Source organism: Sphingobacterium gobiense, from assembly GCF_002980575.1.
Classification (GTDB): domain Bacteria; phylum Bacteroidota; class Bacteroidia; order Sphingobacteriales; family Sphingobacteriaceae; genus Sphingobacterium; species Sphingobacterium gobiense.
The window spans coordinates 94912-112625 of record NZ_PVBS01000003.1 but is presented as its reverse complement, the minus strand read 5'-3'; the positions used below and the strand labels follow the sequence as shown (position 1 = coordinate 112625).

The 17714-nt window shown below is 41.6% G+C and carries 15 protein-coding genes; 8 read left to right on the top strand and 7 right to left on the bottom strand.

What is annotated here, in order from left to right:
- Nucleotides 1–31 precede the first annotated feature (31 nt).
- Both C5749_RS15560 and C5749_RS15555 read right to left on the bottom strand, forming a co-directional pair.
- A complete protein-coding gene (locus C5749_RS15560; RefSeq protein ID WP_105727160.1) occupies nt 32–1282 on the bottom strand; it encodes a cation:proton antiporter in 1251 nt (416 codons plus the stop codon).
- A gap of 9 nt (nt 1283–1291) precedes the next feature.
- Entirely contained in the window at nt 1292–1774 is a 483-nt protein-coding gene (locus tag C5749_RS15555; protein WP_105727159.1) for a cation:proton antiporter regulatory subunit, read from the bottom strand.
- 205 nt (nt 1775–1979) lie between these two features.
- On the opposite strand from C5749_RS15555, the gene recJ reads away from it, so the two are divergent.
- From recJ to C5749_RS15535, 4 genes are read left to right on the top strand one after another with little or no spacing between them, the layout of a single operon-like run.
- A complete protein-coding gene (recJ, locus tag C5749_RS15550; RefSeq protein ID WP_105727158.1) occupies nt 1980–3674 on the top strand; it encodes a single-stranded-DNA-specific exonuclease RecJ in 1695 nt (564 codons plus the stop codon).
- Nucleotides 3675–3708: 34 nt separating this feature from the next.
- Complete coding sequence (gene lptB / locus C5749_RS15545) at nt 3709–4443, top strand: LPS export ABC transporter ATP-binding protein (RefSeq protein WP_105717006.1); 735 nt, start codon at nt 3709–3711, stop codon at nt 4441–4443.
- Between the two features lie 25 nt (nt 4444–4468).
- Nucleotides 4469–5983, top strand: a complete 1515-nt coding sequence (locus C5749_RS15540; RefSeq protein WP_105727157.1) for a GH3 auxin-responsive promoter family protein — start codon at nt 4469–4471, stop codon at nt 5981–5983.
- 48 nt (nt 5984–6031) lie between these two features.
- On the top strand, nt 6032–7099 hold the full coding sequence (locus tag C5749_RS15535; protein ID WP_105727156.1) for a branched-chain amino acid aminotransferase: 1068 nt from the start codon (nt 6032–6034) through the stop codon (nt 7097–7099).
- A 29-nt stretch (nt 7100–7128) separates the two neighbouring features.
- Here C5749_RS15535 and miaA read toward each other — a convergent pair whose 3' ends face one another.
- From miaA to pdxA, 4 genes are all read right to left on the bottom strand, one after another.
- Nucleotides 7129–8028 carry a tRNA (adenosine(37)-N6)-dimethylallyltransferase MiaA gene (gene miaA / locus C5749_RS15530; RefSeq protein ID WP_105727155.1) on the bottom strand — a complete coding sequence of 300 codons (900 nt, stop codon included), beginning with the start codon at nt 8026–8028 and terminating at the stop codon, nt 7129–7131.
- Between the two features lie 64 nt (nt 8029–8092).
- Nucleotides 8093–8674 (bottom strand): IS1096 element passenger TnpR family protein, encoded by a 582-nt coding sequence (locus C5749_RS15525; RefSeq protein WP_105727154.1) that lies wholly within the window; start codon nt 8672–8674, stop codon nt 8093–8095.
- Between the two features lie 67 nt (nt 8675–8741).
- Nucleotides 8742–10160 (bottom strand): CCA tRNA nucleotidyltransferase, encoded by a 1419-nt coding sequence (locus C5749_RS15520; RefSeq protein WP_105727295.1) that lies wholly within the window; start codon nt 10158–10160, stop codon nt 8742–8744.
- A 69-nt stretch (nt 10161–10229) separates the two neighbouring features.
- The gene (gene pdxA, locus C5749_RS15515; protein ID WP_105727153.1) at nt 10230–11285 is read right to left on the bottom strand and encodes a 4-hydroxythreonine-4-phosphate dehydrogenase PdxA; all 1056 of its coding nucleotides are present in this window, start codon (nt 11283–11285) and stop codon (nt 10230–10232) included.
- Between the two features lie 128 nt (nt 11286–11413).
- On the opposite strand from pdxA, the gene rsmA reads away from it, so the two are divergent.
- Genes rsmA through C5749_RS15500 form a run of 3 tightly spaced genes read left to right on the top strand, consistent with a single transcriptional unit; the run spans nt 11414 to nt 14287 of the window.
- Nucleotides 11414–12205, top strand: coding sequence for a 16S rRNA (adenine(1518)-N(6)/adenine(1519)-N(6))-dimethyltransferase RsmA (gene rsmA / locus C5749_RS15510; RefSeq protein ID WP_105727152.1), 792 nt, complete (start codon nt 11414–11416; stop codon nt 12203–12205).
- A complete protein-coding gene (locus C5749_RS15505; protein ID WP_245893808.1) occupies nt 12171–13352 on the top strand; it encodes an FAD-dependent monooxygenase in 1182 nt (393 codons plus the stop codon). Before rsmA ends, C5749_RS15505 begins: the two co-directional genes overlap by 35 nt.
- Before the next feature lie 5 nt (nt 13353–13357).
- Entirely contained in the window at nt 13358–14287 is a 930-nt protein-coding gene (locus C5749_RS15500; protein WP_105727150.1) for an NAD(P)-dependent oxidoreductase, read from the top strand.
- Here C5749_RS15500 and C5749_RS15495 read toward each other — a convergent pair.
- Nucleotides 14272–15132, bottom strand: coding sequence for a UbiA prenyltransferase family protein (locus C5749_RS15495; protein ID WP_105727149.1), 861 nt, complete (start codon nt 15130–15132; stop codon nt 14272–14274). The two genes, C5749_RS15500 and C5749_RS15495, sit on opposite strands and share 16 nt — an antisense overlap.
- 151 nt (nt 15133–15283) lie before the next feature.
- Here C5749_RS15495 and acs point away from each other — a divergent pair, with 151 nt between their 5' ends.
- Nucleotides 15284–17203 (top strand): acetate--CoA ligase, encoded by a 1920-nt coding sequence (gene acs / locus C5749_RS15490; protein WP_105727148.1) that lies wholly within the window; start codon nt 15284–15286, stop codon nt 17201–17203.
- Nucleotides 17204–17714 lie beyond the last annotated feature (511 nt).

The following is a 17714-nucleotide window of genomic DNA, read 5'->3' as shown; positions in this document are numbered from 1 at the left end:
TTGATACCTCGACATCCAAAAGTAAGTACGCCTAGGCATCTATATTCCCAGCTGATTCTTCCAATTGCTCTAACGTCTTTTTGGGCTGAATGGGAGCAATATCCTTTCCAAACAGCGCAGCCCATAATGTACGTGACTCTTTTGTCAACAAAGGCGATACGATAGATAAGATAAGGACGTAAACGACAACAAAAGATTGGAGAATCGGGAGCAAGCCTCCTGCTTTTCCAATATTTGCCATAATAATGGAAAATTCTCCCCTAGCAGAAAGCGTAAACCCAATGTCAAACGAAGCTTTGGGTTTTCTGCCTGAAAATCTGGCGGCAAAATAACCCGACGCCACGTTACCCATAACCGTGATAAACGCTGCCAAAGCAGCCCATCCTACAGCCCCCCCTAAGGTGTACATATCAATGGATAGTCCGAAACTAAAAAAGAACATCGCTCCGAAGAAATCACGATAGGGCAGCACAACTCCCTCGATTTTTTTGATATAACGAGAGTCCGCAAAGACCAATCCCGCCATCAACGCCCCGATAGCCTCCGCAACGTGTATCGTCTCTGAAAAGCCTGCTATAATAAAAAGAAGACTGAATATAATTAAAATAAAAAGCTCCGGCGATTTATCCTGCAAAAGTCGGTCTATAGCCGGGACCAGCTTCCTTCCCAATATCAAAAAGGTTAAAATGAAACCCAAGGCCAGCAGGGATGTTCCTAGGACGGACCAGAAGGAAGATCCTCCTGTCAGGATCAAACCCGATAGGAATGAGATATGCATAGCGATAAAAAGATCGTCAAACATAATCATACCCATAATAATTTCCGTTTCCGGGTTTGCCGTCCGTTTAAGATCGGTTAGTACTTTAGCAACAATTGCTGTAGATGAACTAGTCATCACACCACATAGTACCATCATTTCCTTAAAAGGAAGATCCATTAACCAACCTATCAGAATGCCCGATATAAAATTGAGAAACACATAGATTGTCCCTCCCGTAATAATTGATTTTCCCGATTGCATTAATCGCCCTACGGAAAATTCCAATCCTAAATAAAATAACAGAAAAAGTACCCCCAAACGCCCCATGAAATCTATAAAAGGTTTACTCTCCGTAAACGTAAGATCAATATACCCGAATTGAGGAGCATGTTGACCAACTATCATACCAATTATGATGAAAAATGGTATCACCGAAAACCGCAACTTGTTGGCGAGCAAGCCAACGACTGCAACAAGCAATACAGCAATACCAACTTCTAATACCAAGGTATGTGATAGCATAGCGTTAAATTAGGATGTTAAGATTTCTTTTAATAGTTTAATATTCGCTTTCTTTCCGGCAACGACTAATGTCGTTCCAGATGTTATCACATAGTCCGGACCAGGATTAATAATTGTATCCTCTTCTTTGATAGCAGCGATAATTGACGCTCCGGTACGTTGTCGAACACCTAGTTCTCCGATACTCTTATTGACGCCATCACTAGGAGCTTCCACTTTATACCATTCAATCCGTAAATCATCTAGTGCGAGTTCCATGGTTTCCAGCGCCTTGGGCTTATAAGACAATCCTCCGATAATACCCGCTACCTGTCGTGATTCCTCATCAGAAAGAGTCATAACGCAGTGCGTTTCACTGTCATCTCCCTCCGAGCGGTAAAGTTCACGTTTACCATCATCGTGGATAACAACAACCATGTTGTCGCCGGCTTCCGTCTCGATTTGGTATTTCTTACCTATTCCAATCAGGTCGCTTTCTCTAACTATTGACATAGCAAAAAAAATTAAATACAACGTTCGTATTCTTCTTAGAACACTTGTCTCAAGCAAAACTAACAAAAAAAACAAGAAGTGAGCAAGCAATAAAATTACCTTCCTAATATCCTAACGCACAACATATTCCTCTTACTCCTGTCGCACCGGTTAGGTAAACCCGTTTACAAAATGTATATTTACATGTTAATACAACGGCAACGATATGCAAAAAAGATGGGTGGTTAAGCCAAAAAACGATGTTCGAAAAACCAACAGCTTGTGTGGCGAATTGGGTATAAGCGCTGTAATAGCTGAACTACTTCTCCATCGTGGTGTCGAAACGTATCAGCAGGCCAAGCATTTTTTTCGTCCAAGCTTTGATTTATTGCATGATCCGTTTTTGATGAAAGATATGGATAAAGCTATATCCCGAATCGAAAGCGCAATCGGCAACAAAGAGAAGATACTGATATATGGAGATTATGATGTCGACGGGACGACAGCGGTCTCCGTTGTCTATAGTTTTTTTCGTGATTTCCATTCTGGTTTAGCATTTTATATTCCCGACCGATATCTAGAGGGATACGGTATTTCTTTCAAAGGAATTGACTATGCCGCAGAACACGGTTTCACACTGATTATTGCCTTGGATTGTGGTATTAAAGCCATTGAGAAAGTCAATTATGCGAAAGCTAAAGGTATTGATTTCATCATCGGGGATCATCATCTCCCCGGCGATACCATACCGGACGCGGTAGCTGTATTAGACCCCAAACGTCATGATTGTCCCTACCCTTATAAAGAACTATCAGGATGTGGCATAGGCTTTAAATTAATCCAAGCATTTGTTCAGAAAAACGATATGGACATGCAACTTGCCTATCAGTATCTTGATTTAGTAGCAGTAAGCATCGCCTCAGACATTGTACCGATTACAGGTGAAAATCGGGTGCTCACTCATTTTGGACTCAAAAAATTAAACACCAACCCAAGTTGTGGACTGCAAGCACTGATTAACCTTTCTTCCAATAAAACCGGACATTTTTCTGTAGGAGATATTGTTTTTCAGATTGGCCCCCGCATCAATGCCGCTGGACGTATTGAGCACGCCAAGGATGCGGTTAACCTATTAACTTCAAAATCATTAGCAGAAGCTAAAGATTATTCAACTACGGTTGATGATCAAAATACCGTGCGCAAGGGTTTTGATCTTAAGATAACCGAGGAAGCATTAGATATCTTGGACAAAGATGAAGTATTGAAACAACGTAAATCTACCGTGCTTTTTAAGGCAGATTGGCACAAAGGCGTAATCGGCATTGTCGCTTCGCGTTTAACGGAGAAATACTATCGTCCCACTGTTATACTAACACAAACTAATGGACATATTGCCGGTTCGGCACGGTCTGTATTGGGTTTTGATCTTTATGAGGCACTGAGTGAATGCGCCGATTTGTTAGATCAATACGGGGGACATAAATATGCTGCGGGCCTCACCATGCGTGTGGAGAATGTTCCTGCCTTCCAAGAAAAATTTGAAGCAGTAGTTCAAAACAGCATTAAACCTGAAATGCTTCAGCAGGAAGTTCTCATCGAGACAGAACTAAACCTTAAAGACATCGACAACAAATTTTGCCGTCTACTCAAACAGTTTGAGCCTTTCGGGCCACAAAATGAAGCCCCTATCCTTCTCACGCGTAAAGTACAAGGGTCGGCATATATTGTAGGCGCAAATCACATCAAAATCTCGTTAAGACAGCAAGGTTCGACATTGTTCGATTGTATAGGCTTTGGCCTAGCAGAGCACGTAAACCACATTAATGCGGGGCATGAATTTGATATTTGCTACACGATTGAAGAGAACAATTGGCGAGGTAAAAAGAATTTACAATTAAATATCAAAGCAATACGATATTAAAATATATTTGTGTACAAAACGACTAAAGTAGTAGATGATTTTAAAGGCAGAACATTTAATAAAAAAATATAAACAACGCACGGTTGTTAATGATGTGTCTTTTCATGTCGAACAAGGCGAAATTGTCGGATTGTTAGGCCCAAATGGTGCCGGAAAAACAACTTCTTTTTACATGATTGTCGGGTTGATCAAACCAAACGATGGTCATGTTTTTCTCGACGACCAGGAAATTACACAAGATGCTATGTTTCAGCGTGCGCAAAAAGGAATCGGCTATCTAGCACAAGAGGCATCAGTATTCCGAAAGCTATCCGTGGAAAACAACATTCTTGCCGTCTTAGAAATACATTATAAGAATAAAGAAGAACGTTTGGAGAAACTGGAAGAGCTATTAACAGAATTCAGTTTACATAGAGTCCGCAAGAACCGGGGAGACCTTTTATCAGGAGGAGAAAGACGTCGTACCGAGATTGCGCGGGCATTAGCGGCGAATCCACATTTTATCTTACTGGATGAACCTTTTGCCGGTGTAGATCCTATCGCGGTAGAAGAGATCCAAACGATTGTCTCCAAACTCAAACGGAAAAACATTGGCGTACTGATTACCGACCACAATGTACAAGAGACATTATCTATAACTGATAGAGCTTATTTGTTGACCGAGGGAAAAATTATGCTGACAGGAACGCCTGAAGAAATCGCGGACAATGAATTAGCTCGTAAATTTTATTTAGGGCGTCATTTTGAGTTGAGAAGGAAAAAACTATAACACTAGCATAACAGGGTCCTTAAACATGGTATTATTGAATTCTCTCTTCACATGGATTATGAAAAAGCGCATTCACCAGATTGAGCTTTTCATGAAATATCCCCATGATGTACAGGAAGAGTGGTTTCAAAGCCTGATTTCGACGGCAGAAGCTACCGAATGGGGAAAAAAACACGACTACAACAGTATTCTAACACCGGAAGAATATAAAGATCGCGTTCCTATCCAAGACTACGATGATATTAAAGGATATGTGGATCGCATGATCAAGGGAGAGCAAAATCTGGTGTGGCCTTCGGACATCAAATGGTTTGCCAAATCATCGGGTACGACGTCGGATCGGTCTAAATTCATACCCGTAAGTATGGAAGCTTTAGAAGACTGTCATTATCAGGGAGGGAAAGACATGCTCTCTATTTATTGCCACAATAAACCAGAAAACAAAGTATTTACAGGTAAATCGGTCGTTATCGGAGGTTCCTCCCAAATCAACAATTTCAGTCCGGACTCTTATTATGGTGATTTGTCTTCCATCCTTATTCGTAATCTCCCATTCTGGGCAGAATTTAAACGCACACCGAATTTGGAAGTGACCCTAAATCCAAATTTTGAAGAAAAAATTGAACAAATTGCCCAAATTACAATTAAGGAAAACGTCACCAGCCTCGCGGGCGTTCCAACTTGGAATATCGTCATGGCAAAGCGAATATTGGATATTACAGGAAAAAGCAATCTTTTGGAAGTATGGCCTAATCTAGAATTTTATGGGCATGGGGGGGTAAGCTTCAAGCCGTATCGTGATCTATTTAAACAGTTAATTCCGTCGGATAACATGTATTACCTCGAAAACTACAATGCTTCTGAGGGATATTTTGGTTTGCAGGATCAATCAGACTCCGAGGACCTCTTGCTCATGTTGGATTATGGTATTTATTATGAGTTCCTCCCGATGGAACATGCTCTTGAAGAACATCCTAAAACCCTGCGATTAGACGAAGTAGAAATTGGGAAGAACTATGCGTTAATTATATCGACGAATGCAGGTCTATGGCGTTATAAGATCGGGGATACCATCAAGTTTACCTCTTTATCACCCTACCGCTTTCAAATATCCGGACGTACAAAACACTATATCAATACTTTTGGAGAAGAACTTATTGTAGATAATGCGGAACACGCGCTGCAAATAGCTTGCCGAGCAACGGATGCTATTATCCGAGACTATACCGCGGGACCTGTTTATTTCAGAGAAGGGGAGGCCGGTGCACATGAGTGGATTATCGAATTTGAGAAACAGCCGACCGATTTTCAAAAGTTCTGCGATACATTAGATGGTACGCTACGGGAAATCAATTCCGACTACGACGCCAAGCGCTTCAACGATTTGGCATTAGCCTATCCTATTGTTCACCGTGCAGAAAAGGACAGTTTTTATAAGTGGATGAAAAGCCGTGGAAAACTTGGTGGCCAAAATAAAGTTCCTCGCCTCGCCAATGAAAGAACCTATCTGGATGCCTTATTGAAAATAATGAATACCTAATATATTCATACTTTTTTCCTAAATTGCACGCATTAAAATTTTAATGTGATGAGCGATACGAATACCTATTCCATTCGCGTAGAGCCGACAAAAGAATCAAGACTCTCGCAAGTAGATTTCAGCAATTTGAAGTTTGGTGCTATCATGTCTGACCACATGCTAGTCGCTACATACGATGACGGAGTGTGGCAAGATGTAGCTGTCGTCCCCTATGGAAACTTTACGGTCAACCCATCGATGTCGGCTTTGCATTACGGTCAAGCTATTTTTGAAGGAATTAAGGGTTATAAGTTTGCTGATGGAACAGTAAGCATATTCCGTCCGGATAAAAACTGGGAACGTTTCAACAAATCTGCAAAACGTCTCCAAATGCCCGAAGTTCCGGAAGAAATTTTTATGGACGGACTGAAAACCTTATTGGATGTAGATCGTGAATGGGTACCATCTCTTGAAGGTACCTCGCTATATATCCGCCCCTTTATGTTTGCAACGGAAGCGGCATTAGGAGTTCACCCCTCCAAATCGTACACTTTTGCCGTTATTACCTGTCCAGTGGGTGCCTATTACAGCAAACCTATTAGTTTAAAAGTAGAAACGCATTATACACGTGCAGCAGCTGGTGGTGTTGGATTTTCGAAAAATGCTGGAAATTATGCACTCTCTTTGTATCCTACCCAACTGGCAAACGACGAAGGCTATGACCAAATCATGTGGACAGATGCCAATGAGCATAAATACGTGGAGGAAGCAGGTACAGCCAATCTGATTTTCCGTATTGGTAATACGATAATTACACCACACGGTGATACGATTTTACATGGTGTTACCCGTCGTACGATTATGGAGCTTGCCGAAAAATGGGGCTACAAAGCGGAGCAGCGCAAGGTTTCCGTACAAGAATTAGTGGATGGTATCAAAGAAGGGAAAGTATCGGAGGCTTTCGCAGCCGGAACCGCCGCGACAGTTACCCATATTTCCAAAATTGGTTACGGTGGGCAAGATTACGAATTGCCACCGGTAGAAGGGCGGGAGTTTTCCAATAAAGTATTGGATTATCTAAATCAACTGCGTTACGGTAAAATTGACGATCCGTTTGGATGGAATTTTATTGTATAATTGTCTTTTTTAGCGTGGGGGCTATGCTCCTACGCTAAAAAAGATAAAATTCCTTTCCAGTCTTCCGAATCAAACCACACCGTATCTCCGTATTTTTTGAACCAGGTAATCTGTCTTTTTGCATACCGTCGGGAGTTCTGCTTAATGCGGGACACCGCTTCTTCCAATGTAATTTTTCCATCAATAAAATCAAATATTTCGGCATATCCAACAGTCAGTAAAGCTGGTTTGTTTCTATGGGGCAGCAGCGAACGGACTTCATCAACCAATCCGTTTTCTAGCATCATATCCACACGCAAATTTATACGATCGTATAGTTTTTGCCGTTCCATATTTAACCCGATAGTCACGATCTCAAACGGACGTTCCACTATTTCTCGCACACGATAGGATGAAAAGGGTTTACCTGTGGCCTCGTAAACTTCCAATGCACGAATGACGCGTTGCGGGTTTTGTATATCCGCATGGGAATAATAATCAGGGTCCACTTCTTTAAGTCTCAGCTGTAATGGCTCCAACCCCTCCCGTTCGAAAACACTGTTCAAACGCTCGCGTACAACTGTTGGGGCTTTGGGCAGATCGTCTAAACCCGCACAAACTGCACGCACAAAGAGTCCGGAACCACCTACCATTACTACAACATCATGTTTTTCAAATAAGGTATCCAATAGGGATAACGCATCTCTTTCGAAATCTCCCGCTGAATATTCTTTTTCGATCGTATGTGAATCAATAAAGTGATGTTTTACTGTTGCGAGCTCAGTTGTATCAGGCTTCGCCGTCCCGATTGACATTTCTTTATAAAACTGTCTGGAATCCGCCGAGACGACTTCCGTCTTGAAATGTTTCGCCAAAGCAATGCCCATGGCAGTTTTTCCTACCGCAGTAGGCCCAACTACTACAATTAATCTCTTTTTATTGCTTTTCATCCCATAAAAAAGAATACCCTAAGTATGCACTTAAGGTATTCCAGCTATCTAAATGTTATAAAACCTAATATCCGTCTTCGACTCCACCAGTCCCTTTTTCTTCTTCTCCGTCTTCCTCACCATCAAACAAATCAAAATCTTCATCTTCGTCCACTCCATATTCCGTTTCATCTGCCGGTAAATCCTCTTCCTCATCATCCTCGTCTTCTACTCCCGGTAGTGGGAAATTCGCAGCGGCGACTTGTTTAGGCACTGTCCCTACAGCTTTAAATACCAGTGGGTACTCCTTGCCGTCCTCCTCCTTTAAAATTTTAATAAGCTCGACATGGAAGTCATAAGGGCGGTCAAAATTATAAATATAATAAAATTTTTGGTGCGGATCATCGATAAACTTACTTAGGCGAATACCTTCCATTGCCAGCACGCCGTTACTTCGCTTCCTTTCCGTGGGTAGAAAAGCAATTTCGGTGCCTTTCTTCCATTGGTCGTTACTAACATAAAAGGAAGAAGAAACATCTGGATTGTAACCGGTGGCGTTATGGATAGCTTGATGCAATTCTAAAAATGTAGCTTTCGAAGGCATATCTATTTCTCGATATACGTCCTCATAGTCCTCAAAAGTTACCCGAAATCTGTAAATAGCCATTCTTGATCGTATCGTTTAGTTTATCGTTTTCTATACAAAGGTTAAAATTACAATAATTTTTAAAAAATTAAAGAACCGTATTCGTTTTGCTTGATAAACCCATCTGCTTGCCTTTTTTAATAATGAAAGATAATGCTTCCTCGCGGGAATTAGGAATTTCTCCTTCCAAGATAGCCTCTCTCATGGCATTTTTGATTGTACCCACAATACGTCCTGGCCCGATTCCAAAAAGTGCCATTATATCCTCTCCAGATACAGGAGGTTGCCAATTCCGAATTCTATCTCGCTCTTCTACGTCCTTTAGCTTTTGCTTTACCAGTTCAAAATTATTTCGGTATTTTTTTTTCTTAAACTCGTTCTTCGTTGTCACATCAGCATGGCACAAAAGCATCAACGCATCTATATCATCTCCTGCTTCATACAGCAGCCGACGTACTGCAGAGTCAGTCACAATATCTTGTGCCAACACAATTGGTCGTAAGTGTAGTTGCACCAGTTTTTGGACAAACTTCATTTTATCATGGAGAGGGAGTTTTAATTCCGTAAAAAGCTTCGGCACCATCCTAGCACCACGGTCTTCATGACCATGAAAGGTCCACCCTATTCTTTTATCATATCGTTTCGTCGCGGGCTTTGCTATATCATGCATAATCGCCGACCAGCGTAACCATAAATCGTCTGACATGGCTGCAACATTGTCTAGCACCTCCAATGTGTGGTAAAAGTTGTCTTTATGTCCACGTCCATCTATTATATCAACGCCATGTAGATTGTACATCGCAGGAAAAATAATCTTCAGCAACCCTGTATCGAATAGATATCGGAAACCGACAGACGGTCTAGACGCCATAACGATTTTATTGAGTTCATCTGTAATCCGTTCTTTGGAAATAATTTTAATGCGTTCCACATTTTCTGCTATAGCTTGAATCGCTTTCACATCAATCTTAAAATTAAGCTGTGTGGCAAAACGAATAGCGCGCATCATCCGCAACGGATCATCGGAAAACGTAATGTCTGGATCGAGCGGAGTTCGAATAATACGATTTTGAATATCTTCTACCCCTCCAAATGGATCTACAAGCTCGCCAAAACGGTCAGCGTTCAAACAATATGCCATAGCATTAATTGTAAAATCTCTACGGTTCTGATCATCTTCAAGCGTACCATCTTCCACAACCGGTTTTCTGGAATTGGAACGATAAGATTCTTTACGAGCCCCCACGAATTCTAAATTGATACCGTCATGCACCAACATGGCCGTTCCAAAACTCTTGTAGACAGCAACTTTAGTATGCAAAACCTCACCAAGCTTAGAAGCAAAGTCAATCCCACTTCCGATCACAACCAAATCAACATCGTTTTTAAAAGATCGTTCCATGATACAATCACGGACATATCCGCCAACTACGTAACATTCGACTTGTTCTGTATCCGCTAAATCTCTGATTATTTGAAAAATAGGATGTTGTAAATTTTCTCGCATAGCTTCTTCTCCAGGCTCAACGCCTACAGACGGCAAAAATACGGATTATTTCGTACAAACTGCCCCTTGCTAATCCCTATCTTTTGATAGGCGACGGAACGGTAGCGGATTGGCAGCGAGCTCTTCTTGCTCCCGGCGGCGTTTCACAATATGAACGGCAGAAAAAATAGCTTCTAAGAAAGATTCATGCGACGCCAAGTTTTTTCCGGCAATATCATAACCTGTTCCATGATCTGGAGATGTTCGAACGATAGGTAATCCTGCCGTGTAATTTACGCCTTTACGAGAAGCGATATGTTTAAAAGGTATCAAGCCCTGATCATGATACATGGCTAAAATACCATCAAATTTGGTATACGTATCACTTGCAAAAAAACCATCAGCAGGATAAGGTCCGAAACAGAAAATCCCTTCTTCTTTTGCTTTTTGGATAGTCGGCGTAATAATCTCTTCATCTTCCGTACCGATTAATCCATTATCTCCCGCATGGGGATTTAATCCCAATACTGCTATTTTAGGTTTCTCAATCCAAAAGTCCTTCTTAAGGCTTTCGTTCATCATACGTAGTTTCTGTAAGATCGCATTTGCTGTTATTACACCTGCAATTTCCTTGACAGGAATATGTCCAGTGACAACCCCTATACGAAGCTCATCTGCAATCATAAACATTAAGACATCCGATGCTTCTACCTTAGCTTGAAGATATTCGGTATGTCCCGGAAAATGAAAGCCATCTTGTTGTATGTTGTGTTTATTGATAGGTGCCGTGACCAAAGCGTCCAGTTTACCATTATGGAGGTCCTCTGCTGCTCTCTCCAAAGAAAGAAAAGCGTATCTCCCTCCGATTTCGTTCTGCTCGCCCAGTGTAATTTTCACATCTTCCTGCCAACAGTTAATCATGTTGGCTCGCTTAGGGTTTGCCTGATCTGGGTGATGGATTACATTGAAACTGAAATCCTGGACACCAATCGCTTTCCGATGGAATGAAGCAACTTTGGTATTCCCGTATACAACCGGTGTAAAGTAATCCAACACCCGATTATCCATCAACGATTTAATAATCACTTCTAGTCCGATGCCGTTTACATCACCTATGGTAATACCTATTTTTAGTTTTTCACTCATTGTCCGAAAGCTTTGAATCAAAATTACAAAATTCGGCGTAAATAAAAAGCTTTCTTATCGTTGTTTTGAGCCACAATGAAAATTGCATAATAATGTTTAGTTTTGCTTTCTAACATCCCAAACAACAAATGAATACCGTACGCGCAAAGAAACACTTAGGACAACACTTTCTAAACGACAAGAACGCTGCACAGAAGATTGTGGAAGCCCTCGAGCCTGCTTTGGGTTTTAAACAGGTATTGGAAGTCGGGCCCGGTATGGGCGTGTTATCCGATTTTTTACTTCAAAAAGACGATTACGAAACCTGGCTGATTGATGTAGACGATGAATCCATCACATTTCTGGCGGACAACTACCCGCAATTAGACAATAGACTTATTCACGGGGACTTTCTCACGCTAGATTTCAGTCAATATTTCGCAAATAAGCTGGCAGTTATTGGCAATTTCCCTTATAACATCTCTTCACAGATTCTATTTAAGATTTTAGAGGAGCGCGGGCGTGTGGTACAAATGGTCGGGATGTTTCAAAAAGAGGTCGCTGAACGCTGCGTGGCAAAACCAGGTAGTAAAACATACGGCATTCTCAGTGTATTCCTGCAGGCATATTATGATGTGGAATATCTCTTTACGGTAAAAGCTGGGGCGTTTAACCCACCTCCCAAAGTACTTTCTGGCGTTATTAAAATAACGAGGAACGAAAGTAATACGCTTAATTGTGACGAAAAATTATTTTGGCGCGTCGTAAAAGGTGCTTTCAACCAACGGCGTAAAACGTTACGAAACGCCTTATCTGCCGTTGTTCCAAAAGATCGGATGAGCGACAACCCATTGTATGAGCTCCGGGCGGAGCGGTTGTCAGTGGAAGATTTTGTGAGCTTAACAAATGAAATCTACCATGTCATTCACGCCAATCCCTAATAGCGAATTTGCCATTGTCGGCGGAGGAGTTGCCGGATTGGCGATGGCGATTGCCTTTCAGCAAATCGGCAAGGATTTCATGTTGTTTGAGCAAGCCGAACAATTGAAAGGAATAGGTGCTGGCTTTGGTTTGGCGGCAAATGCCATGCACGCACTGGATCTTCTCCATTTAAAAGATGAAGTAGAACAAATTGGCTATTACTTGAGAAGCTATAATATTTTGGATCAAAAAGGCCGGGTCTTGGTTTCTCCCGATACCGGTGCTATCAGCGAAAAATACAACCAACAGAACTTAGCAATCCATCGAGCTGATTTACATCTATTCTTGCTTTCTAAAATTGACAAGGCTCAGCTCCGATTAGGAAAAAAAGCAGTACGTTTGCAACAATATCCGGATAAGGTTTCCTTATTTTTTGAAGATGGAACACAGCATACGGCGAAGTTCGTAATTATTGCAGACGGTGTAAAATCTCCACTCCGACAGCAGCTCATACCTGTGTCTCAACCACGTTATTCGGGCTATACCTGTTGGCGTGCGACCATTGACAATACGGATATAAAACTGGAACGAGGAACGGAGACTTGGGGCAAATCAGGACGCTTCGGGATGACGCCGCTCAAGAATGACCGCATCTATTGGTATGCCTGTATCAATTCGACGGCGAAGAATCCCATATATAGAAACTATAGGACAGCAGATTTGTCGGCGCATTTCCAATCGTACCACGATCCAATTCCTACTATTTTAGCACATACGAAAGACACCGACCTCATTTGGAATGATATTATGGATATCAAACCACTCCAACATTTGGCCTACGACAACATTTTGCTGATCGGTGATGCCGGACATGCCACAACGCCAAATATGGGACAGGGCGCGTGTCAAGCCTTAGAAGATGTTGTCGTTTTGCTCGACGAACTCAAATCTAAAAAGGATATAAAAGACGCCTTCACCTCCTTTGAAAAAAGACGGCTAGCGCGTACAAAATATATCACCGATACATCCAAGCTGATTGGAGAAATAGCCCAATGGAACAACCAAGGCTTAATTGCCGTACGCAATACGGTGATGAGGTTCATGCCGGCCAAACTGGCTCAAAAGAACCTGGACAAATTATTATCTGTGGATTTTATGACCATTTAACAAACATGAACATTTTAATTGTAGACGACATACATCCAATATTATTAGAGAAGCTGGAGGACGCCGGAATTTCGTACGATTACCAACCTGACTTCAACAGAGCAAATGCAGAAAACATTATCCAACAATATGCGGGACTAATCATCCGTTCCAAATTTCAGGTCGACCAGTCCTTTCTTGATCTCGCTACAAACCTGCGGTTTATTGCCCGCCCCGGAGCGGGAATGGATAATATCGACGAAGACTATGCTACCTCCAAAGGCATTTGTCTCTTTTCGGCGAACGATGGAAATAAAGATGCCGTGGGCGAGCACATGATCGGCATGTTATTGAGCTTAATGAATAACCTGAACCGTGGACATCGGGAAATATGCTCCGGACAATGGAGACGGGAAGAAAATCGAGGATATGAGTTAAAAGGACGAACAGTAGCCCTTATCGGATATGGCCACAACGGGCAGGCCATGGCAAAAAGACTTTCTGGTTTCGAGGTTAACGTAATTGCCTATGACAAATACAAAACTGGCTTTACCGACACTTATGCCAAAGAAGTTTCCATGGAAGAAGTTGTTCGCCAAGCGGATGTGTTAAGTTTCCATATCCCGCTGACACGTGAAACTAGAGCTATGGTAAACGATGAATATCTTTTCCACTTCCGCAAACCCATCTTTTTTCTGATGGGCGCTCGAGGAGCGATTGCCCATATCCCCTCGGTGTTAAAATACATGGATAAGGGTAGAATTTTGGGAGCAGCATTTGATGTCTTACCTACTGAAAAATTTCCCGCGCTAAGCGAAACAGATTGGTATGCCAACCTCGCTTCAAGGGACAACGTCTTGTTAAGTCCGCATGTAGCCGGATGGACATTTGAAAGTTACTATAAGTTGTCGGATATTATCGCTGATAAAATTATAGAATTTTATAAAAGTAAATAAACAATTAAAAACTGTGCTATTAACGCAAAGTCCAACAAGAAGGCATAATGATAGCGGTTCGCATTTCGAAACACAACCTGTTTGAGGACTACTGCAATTAATAGATTCGTTACCAATATTCCGATCTGCACATTCAGTTGGATAGCCGATAACAGCACAATAAGGCTATGCGCAATTAAAAGAGTATAACACAATAGAATAGCCCTATTTGCACCGATCATATTCGGAATCGTTTTTAAATGGTAATAGGAATCTTGTTGAATATCCCTGATATCAAAAGGTAACGTGCAGATCAGCAGGAATATGAACTTAAGGACAAACAGCGTACTTAAAACATGTATATCGACTGGTATACCGTCCAAATATAGCTCCAATACCGGCAAACAGACCGAACTCAGTGTCCACACCCAGGCGATATGAAAGACTTTCAGTCCAGGCAACTGCCGCAGTCCCACCCATTTTCCTCGATAAGGTAGAATAGGAAAAGAATAGACGATACTCATCAGACCGATAAGTCCCAAGAGCAACAGGCTATACAGATGGATGTGAAATACAGCGTAAATCAATATGAATACCGCAAGACCGCTATTCAACCATAATAACCATCCGTTCCTAAATATCCAGCGTGTACGTTTATATACCGACTTCTGTGGGGTCTTGGGTTTGGACAGCAACATACTAAAATTGTACAGAAGTAACGTAGCTGCTCCTTCCACAATTATAATGGGATAATCAAATGGGGCGTTAAAGAATAAGTATGTCAATGCACATTGTGCGACTGCCGCTCCTGCAATCAACAGGTTGGTATAAATGAGAAAGTAATATACTTGCTTCAATCGCTTCATCGAAAATAAAAATAGGAATACTTACGGGTAAAAAATTGACATTGATGGCAAAAAAAACTAAATTAGTGCTTGTATATTCAATACAGACATCTTTCAATAAATAAATGTCTGTATTGGATAAAAGTTAATCATTTAAATTTTGTATTTAAACATGAACCTACAGCTTAAAAGTTTTGAGGAGTATCAGGAGGCCTATAAAAATAGTGTCGAAAACCCGGAAGCATTTTGGGGAGAAATTGCTGAAAACTTCTTTTGGAAACGAAAATGGACAAACGTATTAAACTGGAACTTTACCGAGCCCAACATCAAATGGTTCGAAGGAGGAAAGCTCAACATCACCGAAAACTGCTTAGATCGGCATATTTATAAACTAGGGGATAAACCCGCCATCATATGGGAGCCTAACGATCCGAACGAGGCACATCGTATCCTGACCTATAAACAACTTTTAGCAAAGGTCGAAACTTTCGCTAATGTACTGAAGAACAACAACGTTGTCAAGGGTGACCGCGTATGTATATACCTGCCGATGGTTCCTGAGCTAGTGATTGCCGTATTGGCCTGTGCTCGTATCGGCGCCATCCATTCTGTTGTATTTGGAGGCTTCTCAGCACGTTCTATCGCAGACCGTATTAATGATGCAGCTTGTAAATTAGTCGTAACTTCAGATGGTGGGTTCCGCGCAGGAAAAGTGTTGGAGTTAAAATCTATTGTAGACGATGCGCTTATGCAATGTGATTCTGTGGAACGAGTCATTGTGTTAACACGTACACGTACGCCGATATCCATGATAAAAGGTCGTGATGTATGGTGGGAAGACGAAATTAAAAAAGTGGAAACCCAAGGAAACCCGCCGTGTCCTGCTGAAGAGATGGATGCAGAAGATCCACTATTTGTACTCTATACATCAGGATCGACCGGCAAACCGAAGGGTGTGGTACATACCACAGGAGGATATATGGTTTATACTGGATACACCTTCTCCAACGTATTTCGATACCAACCGGACGAAGTGTATTTCTGTACAGCCGACATTGGCTGGATTACAGGACATAGTTATATCGTATACGGGCCGCTATCGCAAGGAGCAACGTCATTAATGTTCGAAGGAACACCAACCTACCCTGACGCTGGTCGTCTTTGGGACATTGTAGATAAGTATAAGGTGAACATTCTGTACACCGCTCCCACAGCGATACGTTCGCTAATGGCGTTTGGAGACGAGTACCTGGAGGGTAAAGATTTAAGCAGTATTAAAAAACTAGGATCTGTAGGAGAACCTATTAACGAAGAAGCATGGCACTGGTTCAATAAAAAAATTGGAAAAGAGAAAGCGCCGATTACCGACACTTGGTGGCAAACAGAAAATGGCGGTATCTTGATCGCTCCGATAGCAGGTATTTCACCTACCGTTCCGGGATACGCCATGCTACCACTACCCGGTGTGCAACCTTGTTTGATGGACGAAGATGGTAAAGAAATAGAAGGCAATGACGTATCCGGGAACCTCTGTATCAAGTTTCCTTGGCCAGGCATGCTTCGTACGACTTGGGGCGATCACGAGCGCTGTCGCCAGACCTATTTTTCTACGTATGAAAACAAATATTTCACGGGTGACGGTTGTTACAGAAGCCCTGAAGGGTACTATAAGATTACCGGACGTGTGGATGATGTATTAAACGTTTCTGGACATCGTATCGGCACCGCAGAAGTAGAAAATGCCATCAACATGCATGCTGACGTCGTGGAATCCGCGATTGTCGGTTATCCACATCCGGTTAAAGGGCAAGGCATTTATGCGTATGTCATCGTTGCAAATCATCATATCGATGCGGAAAGCACGCGCAAAGATATTTTACAAACTATCACACGCTTGATTGGCGCGATTGCGAAACCCGATATTATTCAGTTTGTAGCGGATTTACCGAAAACACGTTCAGGAAAAATTATGCGACGTATTTTGCGTAAAATTGCAGAAGGCGAAATCAATAATTTGGGCGACACTTCTACCCTTCAAGATCCCACAGTGGTGGAAGCGATCATCAAAGGAGCAGAAGAAATGAAGAAATAACGTAAAAGTAAATAAGCATTATTAATTAAAAAGCCTCTCGTTCTTGCGAGAGGCTTTCTTTTTTATCCTGGTAATGAATTAAAATTCAAATCCTAAGCCAACGGAAAGAACGCGGTTGTGCAGCTTTGTGTTAACACCAGATTTAACACCGTCACTCACCTATGCATGCGCACCTGCTGCCAATAAAAATGCAGCACCTAATGAAAGTAAAATTTTTTTCATAATTGTTTATTTAAATTTTAGTAGGTACTAAGCTACGATAAACACATCATATTTTCAAATAATATTCATTAATTCAAGTAAAGGTAAACAACTGATTGTCTTCGAGTTTATAGGATAAATTTTGCGTCATGAGCCTAAGAACAAACAAAGATGAAAACGTCTTTGATATTGTTTAACTATTTGAAGATAGCGTAAAAAAACGAACGGAAGAGCAATACGTCAATTCTTTTCATCTTCTACAAAAAGAACAATATTTCAAAAAAACAACCTTGCAAATTGCGGATTTTTT

Bases quoted from the DNA above. Each gene is read 5' to 3' on its own strand.
- C5749_RS15560 (WP_105727160.1), bottom strand. From the start codon at position 1,282: ATGCTATCACATACCTTGGTATTAGAAGTTGGTATTGCTGTATTGCTT.
- C5749_RS15555 (WP_105727159.1), bottom strand. From the start codon at position 1,774: ATGTCAATAGTTAGAGAAAGCGACCTGATTGGAATAGGTAAGAAATAC.
- recJ (WP_105727158.1), top strand. From the start codon at position 1,980: ATGCAAAAAAGATGGGTGGTTAAGCCAAAAAACGATGTTCGAAAAACC.
- lptB (WP_105717006.1), top strand. From the start codon at position 3,709: ATGATTTTAAAGGCAGAACATTTAATAAAAAAATATAAACAACGCACG.
- C5749_RS15540 (WP_105727157.1), top strand. From the start codon at position 4,469: ATGGTATTATTGAATTCTCTCTTCACATGGATTATGAAAAAGCGCATT.
- C5749_RS15535 (WP_105727156.1), top strand. From the start codon at position 6,032: ATGAGCGATACGAATACCTATTCCATTCGCGTAGAGCCGACAAAAGAA.
- miaA (WP_105727155.1), bottom strand. From the start codon at position 8,028: ATGAAAAGCAATAAAAAGAGATTAATTGTAGTAGTTGGGCCTACTGCG.
- C5749_RS15525 (WP_105727154.1), bottom strand. From the start codon at position 8,674: ATGGCTATTTACAGATTTCGGGTAACTTTTGAGGACTATGAGGACGTA.
- C5749_RS15520 (WP_105727295.1), bottom strand. From the start codon at position 10,160: ATGCGAGAAAATTTACAACATCCTATTTTTCAAATAATCAGAGATTTA.
- pdxA (WP_105727153.1), bottom strand. From the start codon at position 11,285: ATGAGTGAAAAACTAAAAATAGGTATTACCATAGGTGATGTAAACGGC.
- rsmA (WP_105727152.1), top strand. From the start codon at position 11,414: ATGAATACCGTACGCGCAAAGAAACACTTAGGACAACACTTTCTAAAC.
- C5749_RS15505 (WP_245893808.1), top strand. From the start codon at position 12,171: ATGAAATCTACCATGTCATTCACGCCAATCCCTAATAGCGAATTTGCC.
- C5749_RS15500 (WP_105727150.1), top strand. From the start codon at position 13,358: ATGAACATTTTAATTGTAGACGACATACATCCAATATTATTAGAGAAG.
- C5749_RS15495 (WP_105727149.1), bottom strand. From the start codon at position 15,132: ATGAAGCGATTGAAGCAAGTATATTACTTTCTCATTTATACCAACCTG.
- acs (WP_105727148.1), top strand. From the start codon at position 15,284: ATGAACCTACAGCTTAAAAGTTTTGAGGAGTATCAGGAGGCCTATAAA.